14 protein-coding genes are annotated in these 15,157 nt (G+C 72.2%); 11 read left to right on the top strand and 3 right to left on the bottom strand.

Going from position 1 to position 15,157, the window contains the following annotated elements; translation table 11 throughout:
• Positions 1-72: 72 nt before the first annotated feature.
• The 5 genes from ACGFZA_RS30340 (at position 73) to ACGFZA_RS30320 (ending at position 5,967) form a co-directional block, all read left to right on the top strand.
• Complete coding sequence (locus tag ACGFZA_RS30340; protein WP_385286676.1) at positions 73-975, top strand: acetaldehyde dehydrogenase (acetylating); 903 nt, start codon at positions 73-75, stop codon at positions 973-975.
• 298 nt (positions 976-1,273) lie between these two features.
• Positions 1,274-2,329, top strand: coding sequence for a 4-hydroxy-2-oxovalerate aldolase (gene dmpG / locus ACGFZA_RS30335; protein ID WP_385276763.1), 1,056 nt, complete (start codon positions 1,274-1,276; stop codon positions 2,327-2,329).
• Between the two features lie 8 nt (positions 2,330-2,337).
• Positions 2,338-3,522, top strand: a complete 1,185-nt coding sequence (locus ACGFZA_RS30330; RefSeq protein WP_393683280.1) for an acyl-CoA dehydrogenase family protein — start codon at positions 2,338-2,340, stop codon at positions 3,520-3,522.
• A gap of 43 nt (positions 3,523-3,565) precedes the next feature.
• Positions 3,566-4,489: a VOC family protein gene (locus tag ACGFZA_RS30325; RefSeq protein WP_393683278.1), complete on the top strand. Its 924-nt coding sequence runs from the start codon at positions 3,566-3,568 to the stop codon at positions 4,487-4,489.
• Complete coding sequence (locus ACGFZA_RS30320) at positions 4,486-5,967, top strand: FAD-dependent oxidoreductase (RefSeq protein ID WP_385276771.1); 1,482 nt, start codon at positions 4,486-4,488, stop codon at positions 5,965-5,967. Before ACGFZA_RS30325 ends, ACGFZA_RS30320 begins: the two co-directional genes overlap by 4 nt.
• Before the next feature lie 79 nt (positions 5,968-6,046).
• On the opposite strand, the gene ACGFZA_RS30315 is transcribed toward ACGFZA_RS30320, so the two are convergent.
• Complete coding sequence (locus ACGFZA_RS30315) at positions 6,047-6,532, bottom strand: carboxymuconolactone decarboxylase family protein (protein ID WP_385277152.1); 486 nt, start codon at positions 6,530-6,532, stop codon at positions 6,047-6,049.
• A 197-nt stretch (positions 6,533-6,729) separates the two neighbouring features.
• Here ACGFZA_RS30315 and ACGFZA_RS30310 point away from each other — a divergent pair, with 197 nt between their 5' ends.
• Positions 6,730-7,653: an RNA polymerase sigma-70 factor gene (locus ACGFZA_RS30310; RefSeq protein WP_393683276.1), complete on the top strand. Its 924-nt coding sequence runs from the start codon at positions 6,730-6,732 to the stop codon at positions 7,651-7,653.
• A gap of 54 nt (positions 7,654-7,707) precedes the next feature.
• Here the strand turns inward: ACGFZA_RS30310 and ACGFZA_RS30305 are convergent, their stop codons facing one another.
• Positions 7,708-7,992 (bottom strand): ferredoxin, encoded by a 285-nt coding sequence (locus ACGFZA_RS30305; RefSeq protein WP_385276777.1) that lies wholly within the window; start codon positions 7,990-7,992, stop codon positions 7,708-7,710.
• Positions 7,992-9,158: a Rieske 2Fe-2S domain-containing protein gene (locus tag ACGFZA_RS30300; protein WP_393683273.1), complete on the bottom strand. Its 1,167-nt coding sequence runs from the start codon at positions 9,156-9,158 to the stop codon at positions 7,992-7,994. Before ACGFZA_RS30300 ends, ACGFZA_RS30305 begins: the two co-directional genes overlap by 1 nt.
• Positions 9,159-9,374: 216 nt before the next feature.
• Here ACGFZA_RS30300 and ACGFZA_RS30295 point away from each other — a divergent pair, with 216 nt between their 5' ends.
• The 5 genes from ACGFZA_RS30295 (at position 9,375) to ACGFZA_RS30275 (ending at position 15,144) form a co-directional block, all read left to right on the top strand.
• Positions 9,375-10,121, top strand: coding sequence for an SDR family NAD(P)-dependent oxidoreductase (locus ACGFZA_RS30295; protein WP_393683271.1), 747 nt, complete (start codon positions 9,375-9,377; stop codon positions 10,119-10,121).
• A gap of 131 nt (positions 10,122-10,252) precedes the next feature.
• Positions 10,253-11,413 carry a steroid 3-ketoacyl-CoA thiolase gene (locus tag ACGFZA_RS30290; protein ID WP_385276786.1) on the top strand — a complete coding sequence of 387 codons (1,161 nt, stop codon included), beginning with the start codon at positions 10,253-10,255 and terminating at the stop codon, positions 11,411-11,413.
• Positions 11,414-11,423: 10 nt separating this feature from the next.
• Positions 11,424-13,607 (top strand): acyl-CoA dehydrogenase, encoded by a 2,184-nt coding sequence (locus tag ACGFZA_RS30285; RefSeq protein WP_393683268.1) that lies wholly within the window; start codon positions 11,424-11,426, stop codon positions 13,605-13,607.
• A 2-nt stretch (positions 13,608-13,609) separates the two neighbouring features.
• Complete coding sequence (locus ACGFZA_RS30280; RefSeq protein ID WP_393683266.1) at positions 13,610-14,500, top strand: MaoC/PaaZ C-terminal domain-containing protein; 891 nt, start codon at positions 13,610-13,612, stop codon at positions 14,498-14,500.
• A complete protein-coding gene (locus tag ACGFZA_RS30275) occupies positions 14,497-15,144 on the top strand; it encodes a PaaI family thioesterase (RefSeq protein WP_385276795.1) in 648 nt (215 codons plus the stop codon). Before ACGFZA_RS30280 ends, ACGFZA_RS30275 begins: the two co-directional genes overlap by 4 nt.
• Positions 15,145-15,157 lie beyond the last annotated feature (13 nt).

Here is a 15,157-nt window from a genome sequence, read left to right as displayed (position 1 = left end):
GTCTTCGAGGGCCGAGCCCCTCCCTCCCGCACCTGTTCTCCGTTCCCACTCGACCCGGATGAGGTTCGAACCGTGACCAAGGCGACCGCCGCGATCGTCGGATCCGGCAATATCGGCACCGACCTGATGTACAAACTCCTGCGCTCGCCCGACATCGAGCCGCGCTGGATGATCGGCATCGACGAGCAGAGCCCCGGCCTCAAGCGCGCCGCCGATCACGGCCTGCACGCGAGCGCCGACGGCGTCGACGCGCTGCTGGCCGGACAGGAGCGGCCGGACCTCGTCTTCGAGGCCACGTCGGCGTACGTCCACCGGGCCAACGCCCCCAAGTACGCCCGGCTCGGCATCCAGGCCATCGACCTGACCCCCGCCGCGATCGGCCCCGCGGTCGTGCCGGCCGTCAACCTCGGCGACCACCTCGACGCGCCGAACGTCTCCCTCATCACCTGCGGCGGCCAGGCCACCATCCCGATCGTGCACGCCGTCTCCCGGGTCACCGAGGTCGCCTACGCGGAGATCGTCGCGAGCGTCGCCTCACCGTCCGCCGGGCCCGGAACCCGCGCCAACATCGACGAGTTCACCCTCACCACCGGCCGGGGCATCGAGACCATCGGCGGCGCCGCCAAGGGCAAGGCCATCATCATCCTCAACCCGGCCGAACCCCCGATGCTGATGCAGGACACCGTCTTCTGCGCCGTCCCCGCCGACGTGGACCGGGACGCCGTCACCGCGTCGATCCACGAGACGGTCGCCGAGGTGGCCGGGTACGTACCCGGCTACCGGCTGCGGGCCGAGCCGCAGTTCGACGGGGAGACCGCGGTCAGCGGCGGGCTCGCCCGTGTCGCGGTCTTCATCGAGGTGGAGGGCGCGGGCGACTTCCTGCCGCCGTACTCCGGAAACCTCGACATCATGACCGCCGCCGCCACCAGGGTCGGCGAGGGCTTCGCCCGGCGGATCACCGCCCGTCGCGCCTAAGGGCTGTCCCGCAATTCCTGGCGGGCGCACGACGACAGCTACGGCACCTCTCCCCCGTAGCCTCAACGGCACGGGGGGACCCCCTCCGTTGTCGGAACGCCCGAATACATCCAGTATGCGGGCGCCCCTCCGCCTTGCGATGCACCGCATCTGACGCCGCGCGCTGATCCACCAGGAATTGCGGGACAGCCCTTAGGGGGCGATGCGAAAGTCCCGCCTGCCCGCCCTCCGGGCGGACGGCGCCACTTCCGAAACATCCCCTGAGCCCGACCGCCGCTCACCGAGGAGAACACGAGCCATGCCCTACAGCTCCGACCTGGACATCCGGGTCACCGACTCGTCCCTCAGGGACGGATCCCACGCCAAGCAGCACCAGTTCACCGTCGACCACGTCACCTCCATCGTCGGCGCACTCGACGACGCGGGCGTGCCCGTCATCGAGGTCACGCACGGCGACGGCCTCGGCGGGTCCTCCTTCAACTACGGCTTCAGCCACACCCCGGAGCAGGAGCTCATCAAGGCCGCGGTGAAGACCGCCCGCCGGGCGAAGATCGCCTTCCTGATGCTGCCGGGTCTCGGCCTCCAGGACGACATCCGCGAGGCCGCGGACAACGGCGCCTCGGTCTGCCGGATCGCCACCCACTGCACCGAGGCGGACATCTCCGTCCAGCACTTCGGCCTCGCCCGCGAACTCGGCCTGGAGACCGTCGGGTTCCTCATGATGTCGCACAGCCGGCCGCCGGAGGTGCTGGCCCGGCAGGCCCGCATCATGGCCGACGCGGGCTGCCAGTGCGTGTACGTCGTCGACTCCGCCGGCGCCCTCATCATGGAACAGACCAGTGACCGGATCGCCGCCCTGGTCGCGGAGCTCGGCGACGACGCGCAGGTCGGCTTCCACGGCCACGAGAACCTCGGCCTCGGTGTCGCCAACTCGGTCCTCGCCGTCCGGGCCGGGGCCACACAGATCGACGGGTCCACCCGCCGCTTCGGCGCGGGCGCGGGCAACACCCCCGTCGAGGGATTCGCCGCCGTCGCGGAGAAGCTCGGGATCCGTACCGGCATCGACGTACTGAAGATCATCGACGCGGCCGAGGACGTGGTCCGGCCCGTCATGGACGGTGAGTGCCTGCTCGACCGGCTGTCGCTGACGATGGGGTACGCGGGGGTCTACTCCAGCTTCCTGAAGCACGCCGCCCGCCAGGCCGCGGCCTACCGGGTCTCCGGCGCCGAGATCCTCATGGAGGCGGGCCGCCGCAAGCTCGTCGGGGGCCAGGAGGACCAGCTCATCGAGATCGCGGTCGCCCTCGCGGCGAAGAACCGCTCCGGGACCGCCCAGCACTCCTCGGGGAAGTGAGAACAGCCATGTCCAATCCCGTACTCGAAGCAGTCGAGACCCGCGCCGACGAGATCCGCGCGCTCGGACCCGCCAACGAGGCGCTCGGCCGGCTCGACGACCAGGCGGCGAAGATCCTCCGGGACGTCGGGGCGATGCGCATGCTCCAGCCGAAGACGTACGGCGGCCTCGAACTGCATCCGCGCGAGTTCGCCGAGACCGTCATGAGGATCGCCGCCCTGGACGGGGCGGCCGGCTGGGTCACCGGTGTCGTCGGTGTCCACCCGTGGGAGATGGCGATGGCCGACCCCCGGGTCCAGGAGGAGATCTGGGGCGAGGACCCCGATACCTGGATCGCCTCCCCGTACGCACCGATGGGCCTGCTGCGGCCCGTCGAGGGGGGCTACGTCTTCAACGGCCGCTGGCAGTTCTCCTCCGGCACCGACCACTGCCGCTGGATCTTCCTCGGCGGCTTCCTCGCCGATGCCGACGGCAACCGCATCAACCCCCCGCACTCCGTGCACGTCATCCTGCCCCGCGCCGACTACGAGATCGTCGAGGACTCCTGGGACGTCGTCGGGCTGCGCGGCACCGGCAGCAAGGACGTCATCGTCAAGGACGCCTTCGTACCCGGCTACCGCGTGATCGAGTACAGCAAGGTCGTGGACGGGTCCCTGGCCGCCGAGTCCGGGCTGGCCAACCCCGCCTACCGGCTGCCGTTCTCCGCCGCTTTCCCGCTCGGCATCACCGCCGCCGTGATCGGGATCTGCGAGGGCGCTCTCGCGCACCACCTCGACTACCAGCGCGGCCGGGTTCAGATCACCGGCCAGGCCGTGAAGGACGACCCGTACGTCCTGTACGCCATCAGCGAGGCGGCGGCCGAGATCGCGGCGGCCCGCTCGGCGCTGCTGGACAACATCTGCCGGCTCCACGACGCGGTCGCGGCCGGGCAGGAGATCAGCTTCGAGCGCCGCGCCGTCGGCCGGCGCACCCAGGCGGCCGCCGCCTGGCGGGCCGTCCGCGCCGTCGACGAGATCGTCGCCCGCTCCGGGGGCAACGCGATGCGGCTGGACAACCCGATCCAGCGCTTCTGGCGCGACGCGCACGTGGGCCTCACGCACGCCATCCATGTGCCGGGATCCGTCTTCCACGCCTCCGCCCTCACCGAGATCGGCATCGAGCCGCCGCAGGGCCCGATGCGCTCGATGATCTGACTCCTTCGACCGACCGCAGACCGGTTTCAGAGAGGACACCCCTATGACGCAGACACAGATCCGCGGACTCGGCTATCTCCGGGTCCAGTCCAGTGACATCGGGCGCTGGCGCGAACTCGCCGTGGACGCCCTCGGCTTCGCCGAGGGCTCCGGGCCGGACCCCGACGGCCTGTACCTGCGCATGGACGAGCGCCGCTCCCGGCTCGTCGTCCTGCCCGGCGACACCGACCGGGTGCTGTCGATCGGCTGGGAGGTGCGGGACCAGTTCGCGCTCGCCGCCGTCGGCCGCGCCGTGGAGGCGTCCGGTACGGGAGTGAAACCGCTCAGCCGCGAGGAGGCGGACGACCGGGGTGTCGAGCAGGGCATCACATTCGAAGACCCGGCGGGCGTACCCGTCGAGGTGTTCTTCGCCCCGGTCCTGGACCACAGTCCCGTGGTGACCGCGCTCGGCCAGCGGTTCGTGACCGGCGGCCAGGGGATGGGACACATCGTCCTGCCCACCACCAGCCCCGACGAGACGATCGCCTTCTACACCGAAGTGCTCGGCTTCCTGCCCCGCGGGTCGATGCGGCTCGGCGGCGGCTCGCCGCGCCGGGTGCGTTTCATGGGGGTCAACGAACGCCACCACAGCCTCGCCGTCTGCCCCGCCCCGCACGGCGAGGCGCCCGGCCTCGTGCACCTGATGGTCGAGGTCGACAGCCTGGACGCGGTCGGCCGCGCCCTCGACAACGTGGGCAGACAGGGCTTCTCGCTCTCCTCGACGCTGGGCCGGCACACCAACGACAAGATGGTGTCGTTCTACGTGCGCGCGCCCGGCGGCTGGGACCTCGAGTACGGATACGACGGGATGCGCGTCGACGAGGCGCACTACACCGCCGAGGAGATCACCGCCGACAGCTACTGGGGCCACGACTGGTCGGGCTCCGAACCCCTGGCGGCGTTCACCCCGCCCGGGACCTCCACATGAGAGCGTCCCGGCCGGTGACACCGGTGCCCGCCGGGACCGTGGACCGCTACGACGCGGAGACCGATGTGCTGGTCGTCGGCTTCGGATGCGCCGGGGCCTCCGCGGCGTACGAGGCCGCGGCGGCGGGCGCCGAGGTCCTCGTACTGGAACGGGCCGGGGGCCCCGGCGGGTCCTCCGCGCTGTCCGGCGGCGAGCTGTATCTCGGCGGCGGCACCCCGGTGCAGCACGCGTGCGGTTTCGAGGACAGCGCGGACGACATGTTCGCCTATCTAGACGCCGCGCTCGGCCCGCACGCCGACCAGGAGAAGCTGCGCCTGTACTGCGAGGGCAGCGCCGCGCACTTCCAGTGGTTCGTGGACCGCGGGCTGACCTTCGAGCCGACCCTGTGGGACGCGCCGACCTGGATGCCGACCACCAAGGACGGGCTGATGTGGCTGGGCGAGAACGCCTGGCCGTACAACGAGATCGCCCGGCCGGCGCCGCGCGGCCACCGCTGCGCGACCGACGCCTTCGGCGGCTGGCTGGTGATGGAGAAGCTGGTGGCCGCCGCCGAGGACGCGGGGGCGGCCGTGGAGGCCGACACCCTGGCCACGGCACTGATCGTGGACGACAGCGGCCGGGTCGTAGGGGTCACCGCACGCCGGCACGGCCGGGACCTCGCCTTCCGGGCCCGCAAGGGGGTCGTGCTGACCACCGGCGGGTTCGCCGACAACGAGGAGATGCTCGCCGACCACGCCCCGCACCTCATCGGCCACGACAAGGTCAGCGACGGTCTTGACGACGGCAGTGGCATCCGGATGGCCGCCGCGCTCGGCGCCGCCACCCGGCGGATGGGTGTGGTCGAACTGGCGCTGACCGCGCTGCCGGCGATGGTCACCCGGGGCATGCTGGTCAACGCCCACGGGCAGCGCTTCATCAACGAGGACGTGTACCCCGGCCTGTTCAGCGTGGCCGCCGTGCTGACGCAGCCCGCCCCCTACTGGGTGATCATCGACGAGGAGGGGTACGAGTCGATTCCGGAGGCGGAGCGCTGGGGTGTGGTGCCCCGGTTCGTCACGGAGACCCTGACGGAGCTGGAGGCCGAACTCGGCATGCCCCAGGGCGCCCTGGAGTCCACGGTCGCCACGTACAACACGCATGCGGCCGAGGGCCGGGACCCGTACTTCCACAAGGACCCGTGCTGGCTCAGGCCGTTGGAGGGTCCGTTCGCGGCGGTCGACCCGAGGGCGGGCTTCCATCGGGGCGGGCGGCCCGGCGCGGGTGCCGGGACGGGCGCCGCGGGGTTCACGCTCGGCGGGCTGCACACCACCGTGGACGGGGCGGTGCTCGACGTGTCGGGCGATCCGGTCCCCGGGCTGTACGCCGCGGGGCGGGCCGCCTCCGGGATCCACGGCGAGGGATACGTCAGCGGCACCTCGCTCGGCGACGGGACGTTCTTCGGGCGGCGGGCCGGTGCGGCCGCCGCCGGCGGCGCCTGAGCGCGGAGGCGGGGTCCCGCGCGGCTGCCCGGGCCTGCCCCGTGCCGGCCGAAGGGTCGTACGGGGCAGGCGCCGGCGATCAGCCGGCGACCGTGGCCAGCGCGCCCGGTGTGTAGGCACCGCCCTGGTTGTTGAGGATCACGCCGAGCCGGTTGGTCGCGTTGATCATGGCGATCAGCGAGACCAGTGCGATCGCCTGATCGTCGTCGTAGTGCTTGCGGACCCGGGCCCAGGTCTCGTCCGAGACCCCCTCGTAGCCGTCGATGATGCGGGTCCCCTCCTCGGTGAGCGCCAGCGCGGCCCGCTCGGCCTCGCTGAACACCGTGGAGTGCCGCCAGGTGGCGACCAGGTTGAGCCGGGCCGCACTCTCGCCGGCGGCCGCCGCGTCCTTGCCGTGGATGTCGACGCAGAAGCCGCAGCCGTTGATCTGGCTGGCGCGCAACTGCACCAGTTCCTGGGTCGGTCCCGGCAGTGCCGATGCCTGGATCACCTGGCTGACGGCGAAGATCCGCTTGCCGATCCTGGCGCCGGTCTCGTTGTCGAACAGGTTCATACGGGGTTCCATGTCGATGTCCTCGCTCGTGGGATCGTGTGCCACGCGGATCGTCCGTGCGGCGTCCTGATGCCCATGAGTCGTCGGCCGCACCGGCCCTGTGACAGGTCGGCGATGTGACGTAGGCCACCGGGATCTCCTGTCACAGGAGCGCGGGGAGCGGCGACTTGTGCGTGACACGGACTCGGAGACACAGACAGGAGCCGACGATGGAGGAGCACACCGAGCGAGCGCCCGGCGCGAGCGGGACCGGCCTACGGGCGGAGCGTACGGACGCGGCCACCGAGGCGTTCGTCGCCCACCGCAACCTGCTCTTCACCGTCGCCTACGAGATGCTGGGCTCGGCCGCCGACGCCGAGGACGTCCTCCAGGAGACCTGGCTGCGCTGGGCGGACGTCGACCAGGCAACGGTGCGGGAACCGCGCGCCTTCCTGGTCCGCATCACCACACGCCAGGCGCTGACCCGGCTGCGTACGCTGAGCCGGCGCAAGGAGTCCTACGTCGGCCCCTGGCTGCCCGAACCCCTGCTCACCGCGCCCGACGTCGCCGAGGACATCGAGCTGGCGGACAGCGTGTCCATGGCGATGCTGCTGGTGCTGGAGACCCTCGCGCCGACCGAACGGGCGGTGTTCGTCCTGCGCGAGGTCTTCGCTCTCGGCTACGACGAGATCGCGCAGGCCGTCGGCAAGTCCGCTGCCGCGGTCCGTCAGATCGCCCACCGCTCACGGGCGCACGTCGCGGCGCGCCGGCCGCGCGAGATCGTCTCGCCCGCCCAGGCCGACGGTGTGCTCGCGGCCTTCCGGCAAGCGGTCGCCACGGGGGATCTGCAGCGTCTCCTGGACATGATCGCCCCGGACGTCGTGCTGCTGACCGACGGCGGCGGTGTCGTCCGGGCCGCCCTGGAGCCCGTCGTGGGCGCACACCCGGTGGCCGGCGTCCTCCTCAGGATCGGCACGGCAACCATGGAGCCGGCTCAGGTCAACGGCCACCCGGCGTTGATCGTGCGGACGGGCGGTGCGGTCGACACCGTCCTGGCGGTGCGCATGGAGGGCGGCCTCATCGCCGGGCTCTACGCCGTACGCAACCCCGAGAAGCTGTCCCGCATCGACCGGGAGACCGCTGTGGCCCGCTGAGCCCGTACCGGGGCCGCGCCCCGGTACGGGGAAGGCGGTGCCGGCCGGCGGTGGTCACATGAGCCGCCGGCCGGCACCGTCCGGTGCGGCGCCGCTGCCGTCGGCGAGTTCGATCGTGCCCCGCGACGCGGCCTCGCGGATCGTGTCACGCAGCGACCCGCAGCCCTCGAAGGCCGGTCCGGCCCCCTCGCGCTCCGCGCAGAGGGCCGACGCGCCGCTGTTCCACTGCACACTCGTCTGCTGCCAGCTGCTCTTGCGTACGAGCACCTGTGCCGCGCACCGGTCGCAGGCCAGGGGCTGCATCGGCGCGCCGTCGGCGAGGCGGTTGTCGACCCGCATCAGACCGGCCGGCCCTCGGCGGCGGCAGCGGCGGCCTTGCGGGCGAGGTTCGCCTCGACCTCCTTCTGCCACGCCTCGACGGGCCGCGTGGTGTCCAGCTCGAACTCGAACCGGTCGGTCATCTCCGGCTTGACATCGGCCACGTCGACGTAGAACTGCTCGTACCAGCGCCGAAGTTGGTAGACGGGCCCGTCCTCCTCGCAGAGCAGCGGATTGTCGATCCGGGCCTTGTTCTGCCAGATCTGGATGTCCTGCTCGAAGCCGAGCTTGATGAACTGCGCCATGCCCGCCGCGAGTTCGTCCGCCGCGCTGCCCGTCATCGACGGCGAACGCCTGACGATGATGCCGTACTGGAGCACGAAACGATTTGAGTCGACCGGGTAGTGACAGTTGATCAGCACCGACTGCTGGTCGCCGGTCTCGTAGTGGTACGTCAGGTCGTCGATCATGAAGGACGGGCCGTGGTACGCGGCCAGCGAGTTGCTGCCGGTGGTCTTCGGCTTGTCGCCCTGCTCCTGGGGGCGGGCGTCGGGGCGGCCGGTCGCGCGCATGTGCTGGGTGGCGGTGTGCCCCTCGAAGACGTTCTTGAAGAACGTCGGGAAGGAGTAGTGGACGTAGAAGAAGTGGGCCATGTCCACCACGTTGTCCACGACTTCGCGGCAGTTGGCGTCGATGGTGGTCTCGTACCAGAGCCAGTCGGTCCACTCGTCGCTCGTCGCGCCCTCGATCCGGGGGATGACCACGTCGGCGGGCGGGGGATTGCCCTCGGGGTCGTTCCAGACGAAGAGCATGCCGTCCTGGTCCAGGGTGGGCCAGGACGCCGTGCGGGCCCGCAGAGGAACCCGCTTGGAGTACGGGATCTGCTTGCAGCGGCCGTCACCGCCCCAGCGCCAGTCGTGGAACGGGCAGGCGACCTCGTCGCCCTTGACGGTGCCCTGCGAGAGGTCGCCGCCCATGTGGCGGCAGTACGCGTCCAGGACGCTGAGTGTGCCGTCGCCGGCCTGGAACACCACGAGCTTCTGGCCGAACGCCCGGACCGAGTGAGGCTTTCCGTCCCTGTACTTCTGCGAGAGGCCCAGGCAGTGCCAGCCGCGCGCGAAACGCGTGGGTGCCGCTGCGGCTTCGATGGCCCTGACGTCGTCGGGTGCTGACTCGACTGCGCTCACGTTCTCTCATCCCCTTAAGGACGCATGGTTTCCAGGTTCCCGGACGGTAGGCCCGCTCGCCGGGACCCGGCCGGGGGAGTCCCACTGACCGGAACCGGTGTTCCGGGGCGGTCCGGGGGGCCGGTCCCGGTCTGTGGGACCGGGGCCTCGGGTACGGCACGCCGCCCGTACGGTCCGCCGACCTGTTCACCGCTCGAGACAGCCAGGGAGCCCGTGATGAACCGATTCGGCGGCGTGAAGGTCCTGCTCACCGGGGCAGGATCGGGGATCGGACGGGCGACCGCGCTGCGCCTGGTGTCCGAGGGCGCGGTCGTGTTCGCCGTCGACCTGTCGCGTGCGGGCCTGGCGGACACCGCCGCCGCGGCGGACGGGCCGGGCCGGATCGTCACCCGGGTCGCCGACGTCGCCGACGAGGACGCGGTGGTCGGGAGCGTACGGGCCGCGGCCGAAGGCCTCGGCGGCATCGACGTCCTGGTCAACGTCGCGGGGATCCACCGGACGACACCGATCGACCGGCTGACGGTGTCCGACATGGAGCGGCTCTTCGCGGTCAACACGGTGGGTACGGCCCTGTTCTGCCGGGAGGCGCTGCGCCATCTGCCGGACGGCTCCGGTGTCATCGTGAACGTGGCGTCGTCGGCGGCGGCGCACGGGAATCCGTACATGAGCGCGTACGCCGCCTCCAAGGGCGCCGTCCTCGGCTTCTCGCTGTCCCTGGCGGCCGAGGTCGCGCACCGCGGGATCCGGGTCGTGCCCGTGTCGCCCGGTACCGTCGCCACGCCGCTGGCCGGGCCGCACGTGCTGCCGCCGGACCTCGACACCTCGTACTACGCGCGGATCCGCGCACCGTTCGGCGCCGCGCGGCCCGAGCAGATCGCCGGAGTGATCGCCTTCGCCGCCTCGCGGGACGCGGCCTACCTCACCGGGGCGGAACTGCGGGCCGACGGCGGATCCCACATCTGACGCGGAGGCCTGCCGAGGGAATCTCCGGGCCACTGAGCGGGACTGGCTCTTGCTTGTTTCGAGAATGAATTCTAGTTTTCGGGTCATCAGTGTCCCGGCCCAACGGGCCCCTCACACCCCCATGGAGAGCCATGACCGAGGCCGTCATCGTCGAAGCCGCGCGGACACCGGTCGGCCGGCGCCGGGGTGTCCTGTCCGGGCTCCACCCGGCGGAACTCCTCGGGCTCGCCCAGAAGGGTCTGCTGGAGCGGGCCGGCGTCGCCCCCGGCGGGGTGGAGCAGGTCATCGGCGGCTGCGTCACCCAGGCCGGCGAGCAGTCCAACAACGTCACCCGCAACGCCTGGCTGCACGCCGGGCTGCCGTACACCACCGCCTGCACCTCGATCGACTGCGCCTGCGGGTCGTCCCAGCAGGCCGTCCACCTGGTCGCGGGCCTCATCGCCTCCGGCGCCATCGAGACCGGCATCGGCTGCGGCGTCGAGTCCATGAGCCGCGTCTTCCTCGGCGCCGCGCTCACCCCCGACAACGGCTCCCCGGCGCCGGAGGGCTGGACGCTGGACATGCCCGACCAGTTCACCGCCGCCGAGCGCATCGCCCGCAACCGGGGCATCACCCGGGCCGACGCGGACGCGCTCGGCCTCGCCTCCCAGCAGAAGGCCGCCCGGGCCTGGGCCGAGGGCCGGTTCGACGGACAGATCATCGACATCCAGGCCCCCGTCACCGGCCCCGGGGGCCCCACCGGCGAGACCGCACTCGTCAGCCGGGACCAGGGGCTGCGCGACACCACCCCCGAGGCGCTGGCCGCCCTGCGGCCCGTACTCCCCGACGGCATCCACACCGCCGGGAACTCCTCCCAGATCAGCGACGGGGCCGCCGCCGTCCTGATGATGAGCCGGGAGCGCGCCGCCCGCGAGGGGCTGCGCCCCCGCGCCCGGATCGTCGCCTCCGCCATGGTCGGCTCCGACCCGTACTACCACCTCGACGGACCCGTCGCCGCGACCGAACGGGTCCTGCGCACCGCCGGGATGAGCCTCGCCGACATCGACCTCGTCGAGATCAACGAGGCCTTCGCCTCCGTCGTCCTGTCCTGGGCCCAGGTCCACAAGGCGGACATGGACAAGGTCAACGTCAACGGCGGTGCCATCGCGCTCGGTCACGCCGTCGGCTCCACCGGGGCCCGGCTCATCACCCAGGCCCTGTACGAACTGGAGCGGACCGGGAAGTCCACCGCGCTGATCACCATGTGCGCCGGTGGAGCGCACGCGACCGCCACCGTCATCGAACGCATCTGAGGGGCGCGCCATGACCATCGGACTCACCCAGGAGCACCTCGACCTGCGCGACGCCGTACGCGCCTTCGCGACACGGCACATCACCGAGGACGTCCTCCACGCGGCGGCCGACGCCGACAAGGAGGTTCTCCCCGCCCACTGGAGCGGCCTCGCCGGACAGGGACTGCTCGGACTCCACCTGCCGGAGGAGGACGGCGGGGCCGGGTACGGACTCGTCGAACTCGCCGTCGCCATCGAGGAACTGGGCCGGGCGGCAGCCCCCGGCCCCTTCCTGCCGACGGCACTCGCCTCGGCCGTCCTGCACGCCTCGGGACACCGCACGTACCTCGCCGCGCTCGCCACAGGCACCACCCTCGGCGCGGTGGGGCTCATGCCGGGCACGCTCGCCCTGACCCGCGCCGCCGACGGCACGGTCTCCGTCACCGGTACCTCGGAGCTCGTGATCGGCGGACACCTCGCCGACGTGTTCGTGCTCCCCGCCTCCGACGAGGGCCGGACCACCTGGCTGGTGCTGCCCCGCGCCGCCGTGGAAACCACCGACGTCCGCAGCCACGACCTCACCCGCCGCTCGTCCCGGGTGACCGTACGCGCGGTGCCGGTACCGGCCGTCGATCTGCTGGACCTCGACCCGCGGACGCCCCGGGACCTCGCCGCGACGCTGTTCGCCGCCGAAGCCGCGGGTCTCGCCGACCGCTGCGTGACCACCGCCGCCCGGTACGCCGGGGTGCGGGAGCAGTTCGGCCGCCGCATCGGCCAGTTCCAGGGCGTCAAGCACCGCTGCGCCCGGATGCTGGCCCAGGCCGAACAAGCCCGCGCCTGCGCATGGGACGCCGCCCGCGCGCACGACGCCGCGGACCGGACGGAAGCCTCCCTGGCCGCGGCGGTCGCCGGAGCGGTCGGCGTCGACGCCGCGTTCTCCGTCGCCAAGGACTGCATCCAGGTACTCGGCGGCATCGGCTTCACCTGGGAGCACGACGCCCACCTCGCGCTGCGCCGCGCCCAGACCCTCCGGATCGCGCTGGGTCCGGCTGCCGCCTGGCGTCGCCGCGTCGCCCGTCTCACCCTGGACGGCACCCGCCGCACCCTGAGCGTGGAGCTGCCGGCCGGGGCCGAGGCCGTACGCAAGGAGATCCGCGGCGAACTGCGGGCCGCCGCGGCCCTGGACGGCAGGGACCGTCTCACCCACCTCGCCGACCACGGGTACACCGCACCCCATCTGCCCGCCCCCTGGGGCAAGGGCGCGGGACCGGTGGACCAGCTCGTCATCGCCGAGGAGCTCCGGGCGGCGGAGCTCACTCCCGTCGACATGATCATCGGTGGCTGGGTGGTGCCCACGATCATCGCGCACGGCGATCCGGCCCAGCAGGACCGCTTTCTCGCGCCGAGCCTGCGCGGCGACATCGTGTGGTGCCAGCTGTTCAGCGAACCGGGAGCGGGATCCGACCTCGCCGGGCTCACCACCCGCGCCGACAAGGTGGACGGCGGCTGGCGGATCACCGGGCAGAAGGTGTGGTCGTCCATGGCCCACCTCGCCGACTGGGGTGTCCTGCTCGCCCGTACCGACGCCGACGTGCCCAAGCACAAGGGCATCTCCTACTTCCTCCTCGACATGACGAGTCCCGGCATCGACATCCGGCCGCTGCGGCAGATCACCGGCGACGCCGAGTTCAACGAGGTCTTCCTCGACGGGGTGTTCATCCCCGACGAACTGCTCGTCGGCGCGCCGGGCGCCGGCTGGAAGCTCGCCCGGACCACGCTCGCCAACGAACGCGTCGCCCTCTCCCACGACTCGGTCGGCTCCGGTGCCGAGGCCCTGCTGGAGATCGCCGCCGCATCGGACGGCCTCGACGACGAACAGCTCACCACGCTCGGCGCTCACCTCTGCGATGCCCAGACCGGCGCCGTCCTCGCCCTGCGCACCACCCTGCGCACCGTGTCGGGGCAGCAGCCCGGCCCCGAGGCGTCCGTCGCCAAGCTGCTCGGCGTCGAACACCAGCAGAGGGTCTGGGAGACCTGCGTGGACTGGCAGGGCTCCGCCGCACTCACCGGCGAGGGCGAACGCCTCGACGCCACCTGGCAGTTCCTCAACGCCCGCTGCCTGTCCATCGCGGGCGGGACGACGGAGGTCCAGCTGAACATCATCGGCGAGCGCATGCTCGGCCTGCCCCGCGATCCCGAGCCCACGAAAGGCTGATCATGCCCATCGACCCCGACAAGGCGCTGACCGCCGATCCCTCGGTCCGTGAGATCCACTGGACCACCCGCGACGTGCTCCTCTACCACCTGAGCCTCGGCGCGGGAGCCGGTGCGGCCACCGGTCCGGAGCTGCACCTGACCTACGAGAAGGGCCTCGGCGTGCTGCCGGCCTTCGCCATGGTGGCCGGCTCGGGCATCTCCTCCGGAGAGGCGGGCCCGCCCGGCTTCCACCTGCCCGGCATCGACATCGACCTGCGGGCCGTGCTCCACGCCGGCCAGGGGCTCCAGGTCCACCGGCCCCTGCCGCCCTCGGGCACCGCCACCCTCCGCTCACGCGTCGCCGAGCTGTGGGACAAGGGGAAGGCCGCACTGATCGTGCTGGAGTCCGCCGCCACGGGTCACGACGGCGAGCCGCTGTGGACGTCCACCACCCGCATCTGGGTGCGCGGCGAGGGCGGCTTCGGCGGAGAGCCGGGCCCGGCGGAGGAGTGGGCGGCGCCGGACCGTCCCGCCGACACCGTCCTCACATCGGCCACCACGCCCCAACAGGCCCTGTGGTACCGGCTCAACGGCGACCTCAACCCGCTCCACGCCGACCCCGCCTTCGCACGGTCGGCCGGCTTCGACCGGCCGATCCTGCATGGACTCGCCTCGTACGGCATCGTCTGCAAGGCCCTCGTCGACGGCCTCCTCGACGGCGACGTCACCCGTCTCACCGGTCTCACCGTGCGCTTCGCCGGACCCCTCGTCCCCGGCGAGTCCCTCGCCACCTCGGTCTGGCGCGAAGGACCGGCCGCCGACGGTACGGAGCGGCTCCTGCTCCACGCGGACTGCCCCGAGCGCGACGGCGCGCCCGTGCTCACCCACGCGACGGCGACGGTGACGGCATGAGCGGCCCCCGGGACGAGAACACCGCGACGGTCACCGGTCCCCGCCTGGCCGCCGAACCGCACCGGGACGGCGTCGACGCGGCGGTCGCCGCGGCCCGCAGGGTCGTCACCGCCCTGCTGCGCGCGGGCGGTGGCAGCGGCGCCGACATGGACGAGATCGCGGCCCGCCTCGACACCGTCGCCGACGGGCTCACCGCGAAGGCGCCCTCCACGAAGGACCGCCTCGCCGAGATGTGGCGCGGCGAGGGCGTCACCCGGCACGACCCCGTCACCGGCCCCGAGAACGCCCTCGCACCACCGCTGCACCTGCACGGCAAGGAGGACGGCTCCGTCGAGGGCGTCGTCACGCTGGACCTTCCCTACCAGGGCCCGCCCGGCCATGTGCACGGCGGGATCTCGGCGTTGCTCCTCGACCACACGCTGGGGGTGGCCAACCACTGGGGCGGCCCGTCCGGCATGACCGCGGAACTGACCCTGCGCTATCTGCGGCCCACCCCGCTGTTCGAGCCGCTGACGGTCGTAGCACGCCAGGTCTCGGTGGACGGTTCGCGGATCCACACGGTGGGCGAGATCAGGGCCGGTGGCCGAGCCTGCGTCTCCGCGGAAGGTCTGTTCATCAACAAGCAGCTGCCCAGGCCCAGTTGAAGGAGAGTGCGGA

Origin of the sequence: Streptomyces sp. NPDC048211, assembly GCF_043202315.1 — a bacterium.
In the GTDB taxonomy this organism is placed as follows: domain Bacteria; phylum Actinomycetota; class Actinomycetes; order Streptomycetales; family Streptomycetaceae; genus Streptomyces.
This window is presented reverse-complemented; position numbering and strand designations above follow the sequence as displayed.

Excerpts from the sequence above, each read along its gene's own strand:
- dmpG (WP_385276763.1), top strand. The coding sequence starts at position 1,274 with ATGCCCTACAGCTCCGACCTGGACATCCGGGTCACCGACTCGTCCCTC.
- ACGFZA_RS30330 (WP_393683280.1), top strand. The coding sequence starts at position 2,338 with ATGTCCAATCCCGTACTCGAAGCAGTCGAGACCCGCGCCGACGAGATC.
- ACGFZA_RS30325 (WP_393683278.1), top strand. The coding sequence starts at position 3,566 with ATGACGCAGACACAGATCCGCGGACTCGGCTATCTCCGGGTCCAGTCC.
- ACGFZA_RS30320 (WP_385276771.1), top strand. The coding sequence starts at position 4,486 with ATGAGAGCGTCCCGGCCGGTGACACCGGTGCCCGCCGGGACCGTGGAC.
- ACGFZA_RS30315 (WP_385277152.1), bottom strand. The coding sequence starts at position 6,532 with ATGGAACCCCGTATGAACCTGTTCGACAACGAGACCGGCGCCAGGATC.
- ACGFZA_RS30310 (WP_393683276.1), top strand. The coding sequence starts at position 6,730 with ATGGAGGAGCACACCGAGCGAGCGCCCGGCGCGAGCGGGACCGGCCTA.
- ACGFZA_RS30305 (WP_385276777.1), bottom strand. The coding sequence starts at position 7,992 with ATGCGGGTCGACAACCGCCTCGCCGACGGCGCGCCGATGCAGCCCCTG.
- ACGFZA_RS30295 (WP_393683271.1), top strand. The coding sequence starts at position 9,375 with ATGAACCGATTCGGCGGCGTGAAGGTCCTGCTCACCGGGGCAGGATCG.
- ACGFZA_RS30290 (WP_385276786.1), top strand. The coding sequence starts at position 10,253 with ATGACCGAGGCCGTCATCGTCGAAGCCGCGCGGACACCGGTCGGCCGG.
- ACGFZA_RS30285 (WP_393683268.1), top strand. The coding sequence starts at position 11,424 with ATGACCATCGGACTCACCCAGGAGCACCTCGACCTGCGCGACGCCGTA.
- ACGFZA_RS30280 (WP_393683266.1), top strand. The coding sequence starts at position 13,610 with ATGCCCATCGACCCCGACAAGGCGCTGACCGCCGATCCCTCGGTCCGT.
- ACGFZA_RS30275 (WP_385276795.1), top strand. The coding sequence starts at position 14,497 with ATGAGCGGCCCCCGGGACGAGAACACCGCGACGGTCACCGGTCCCCGC.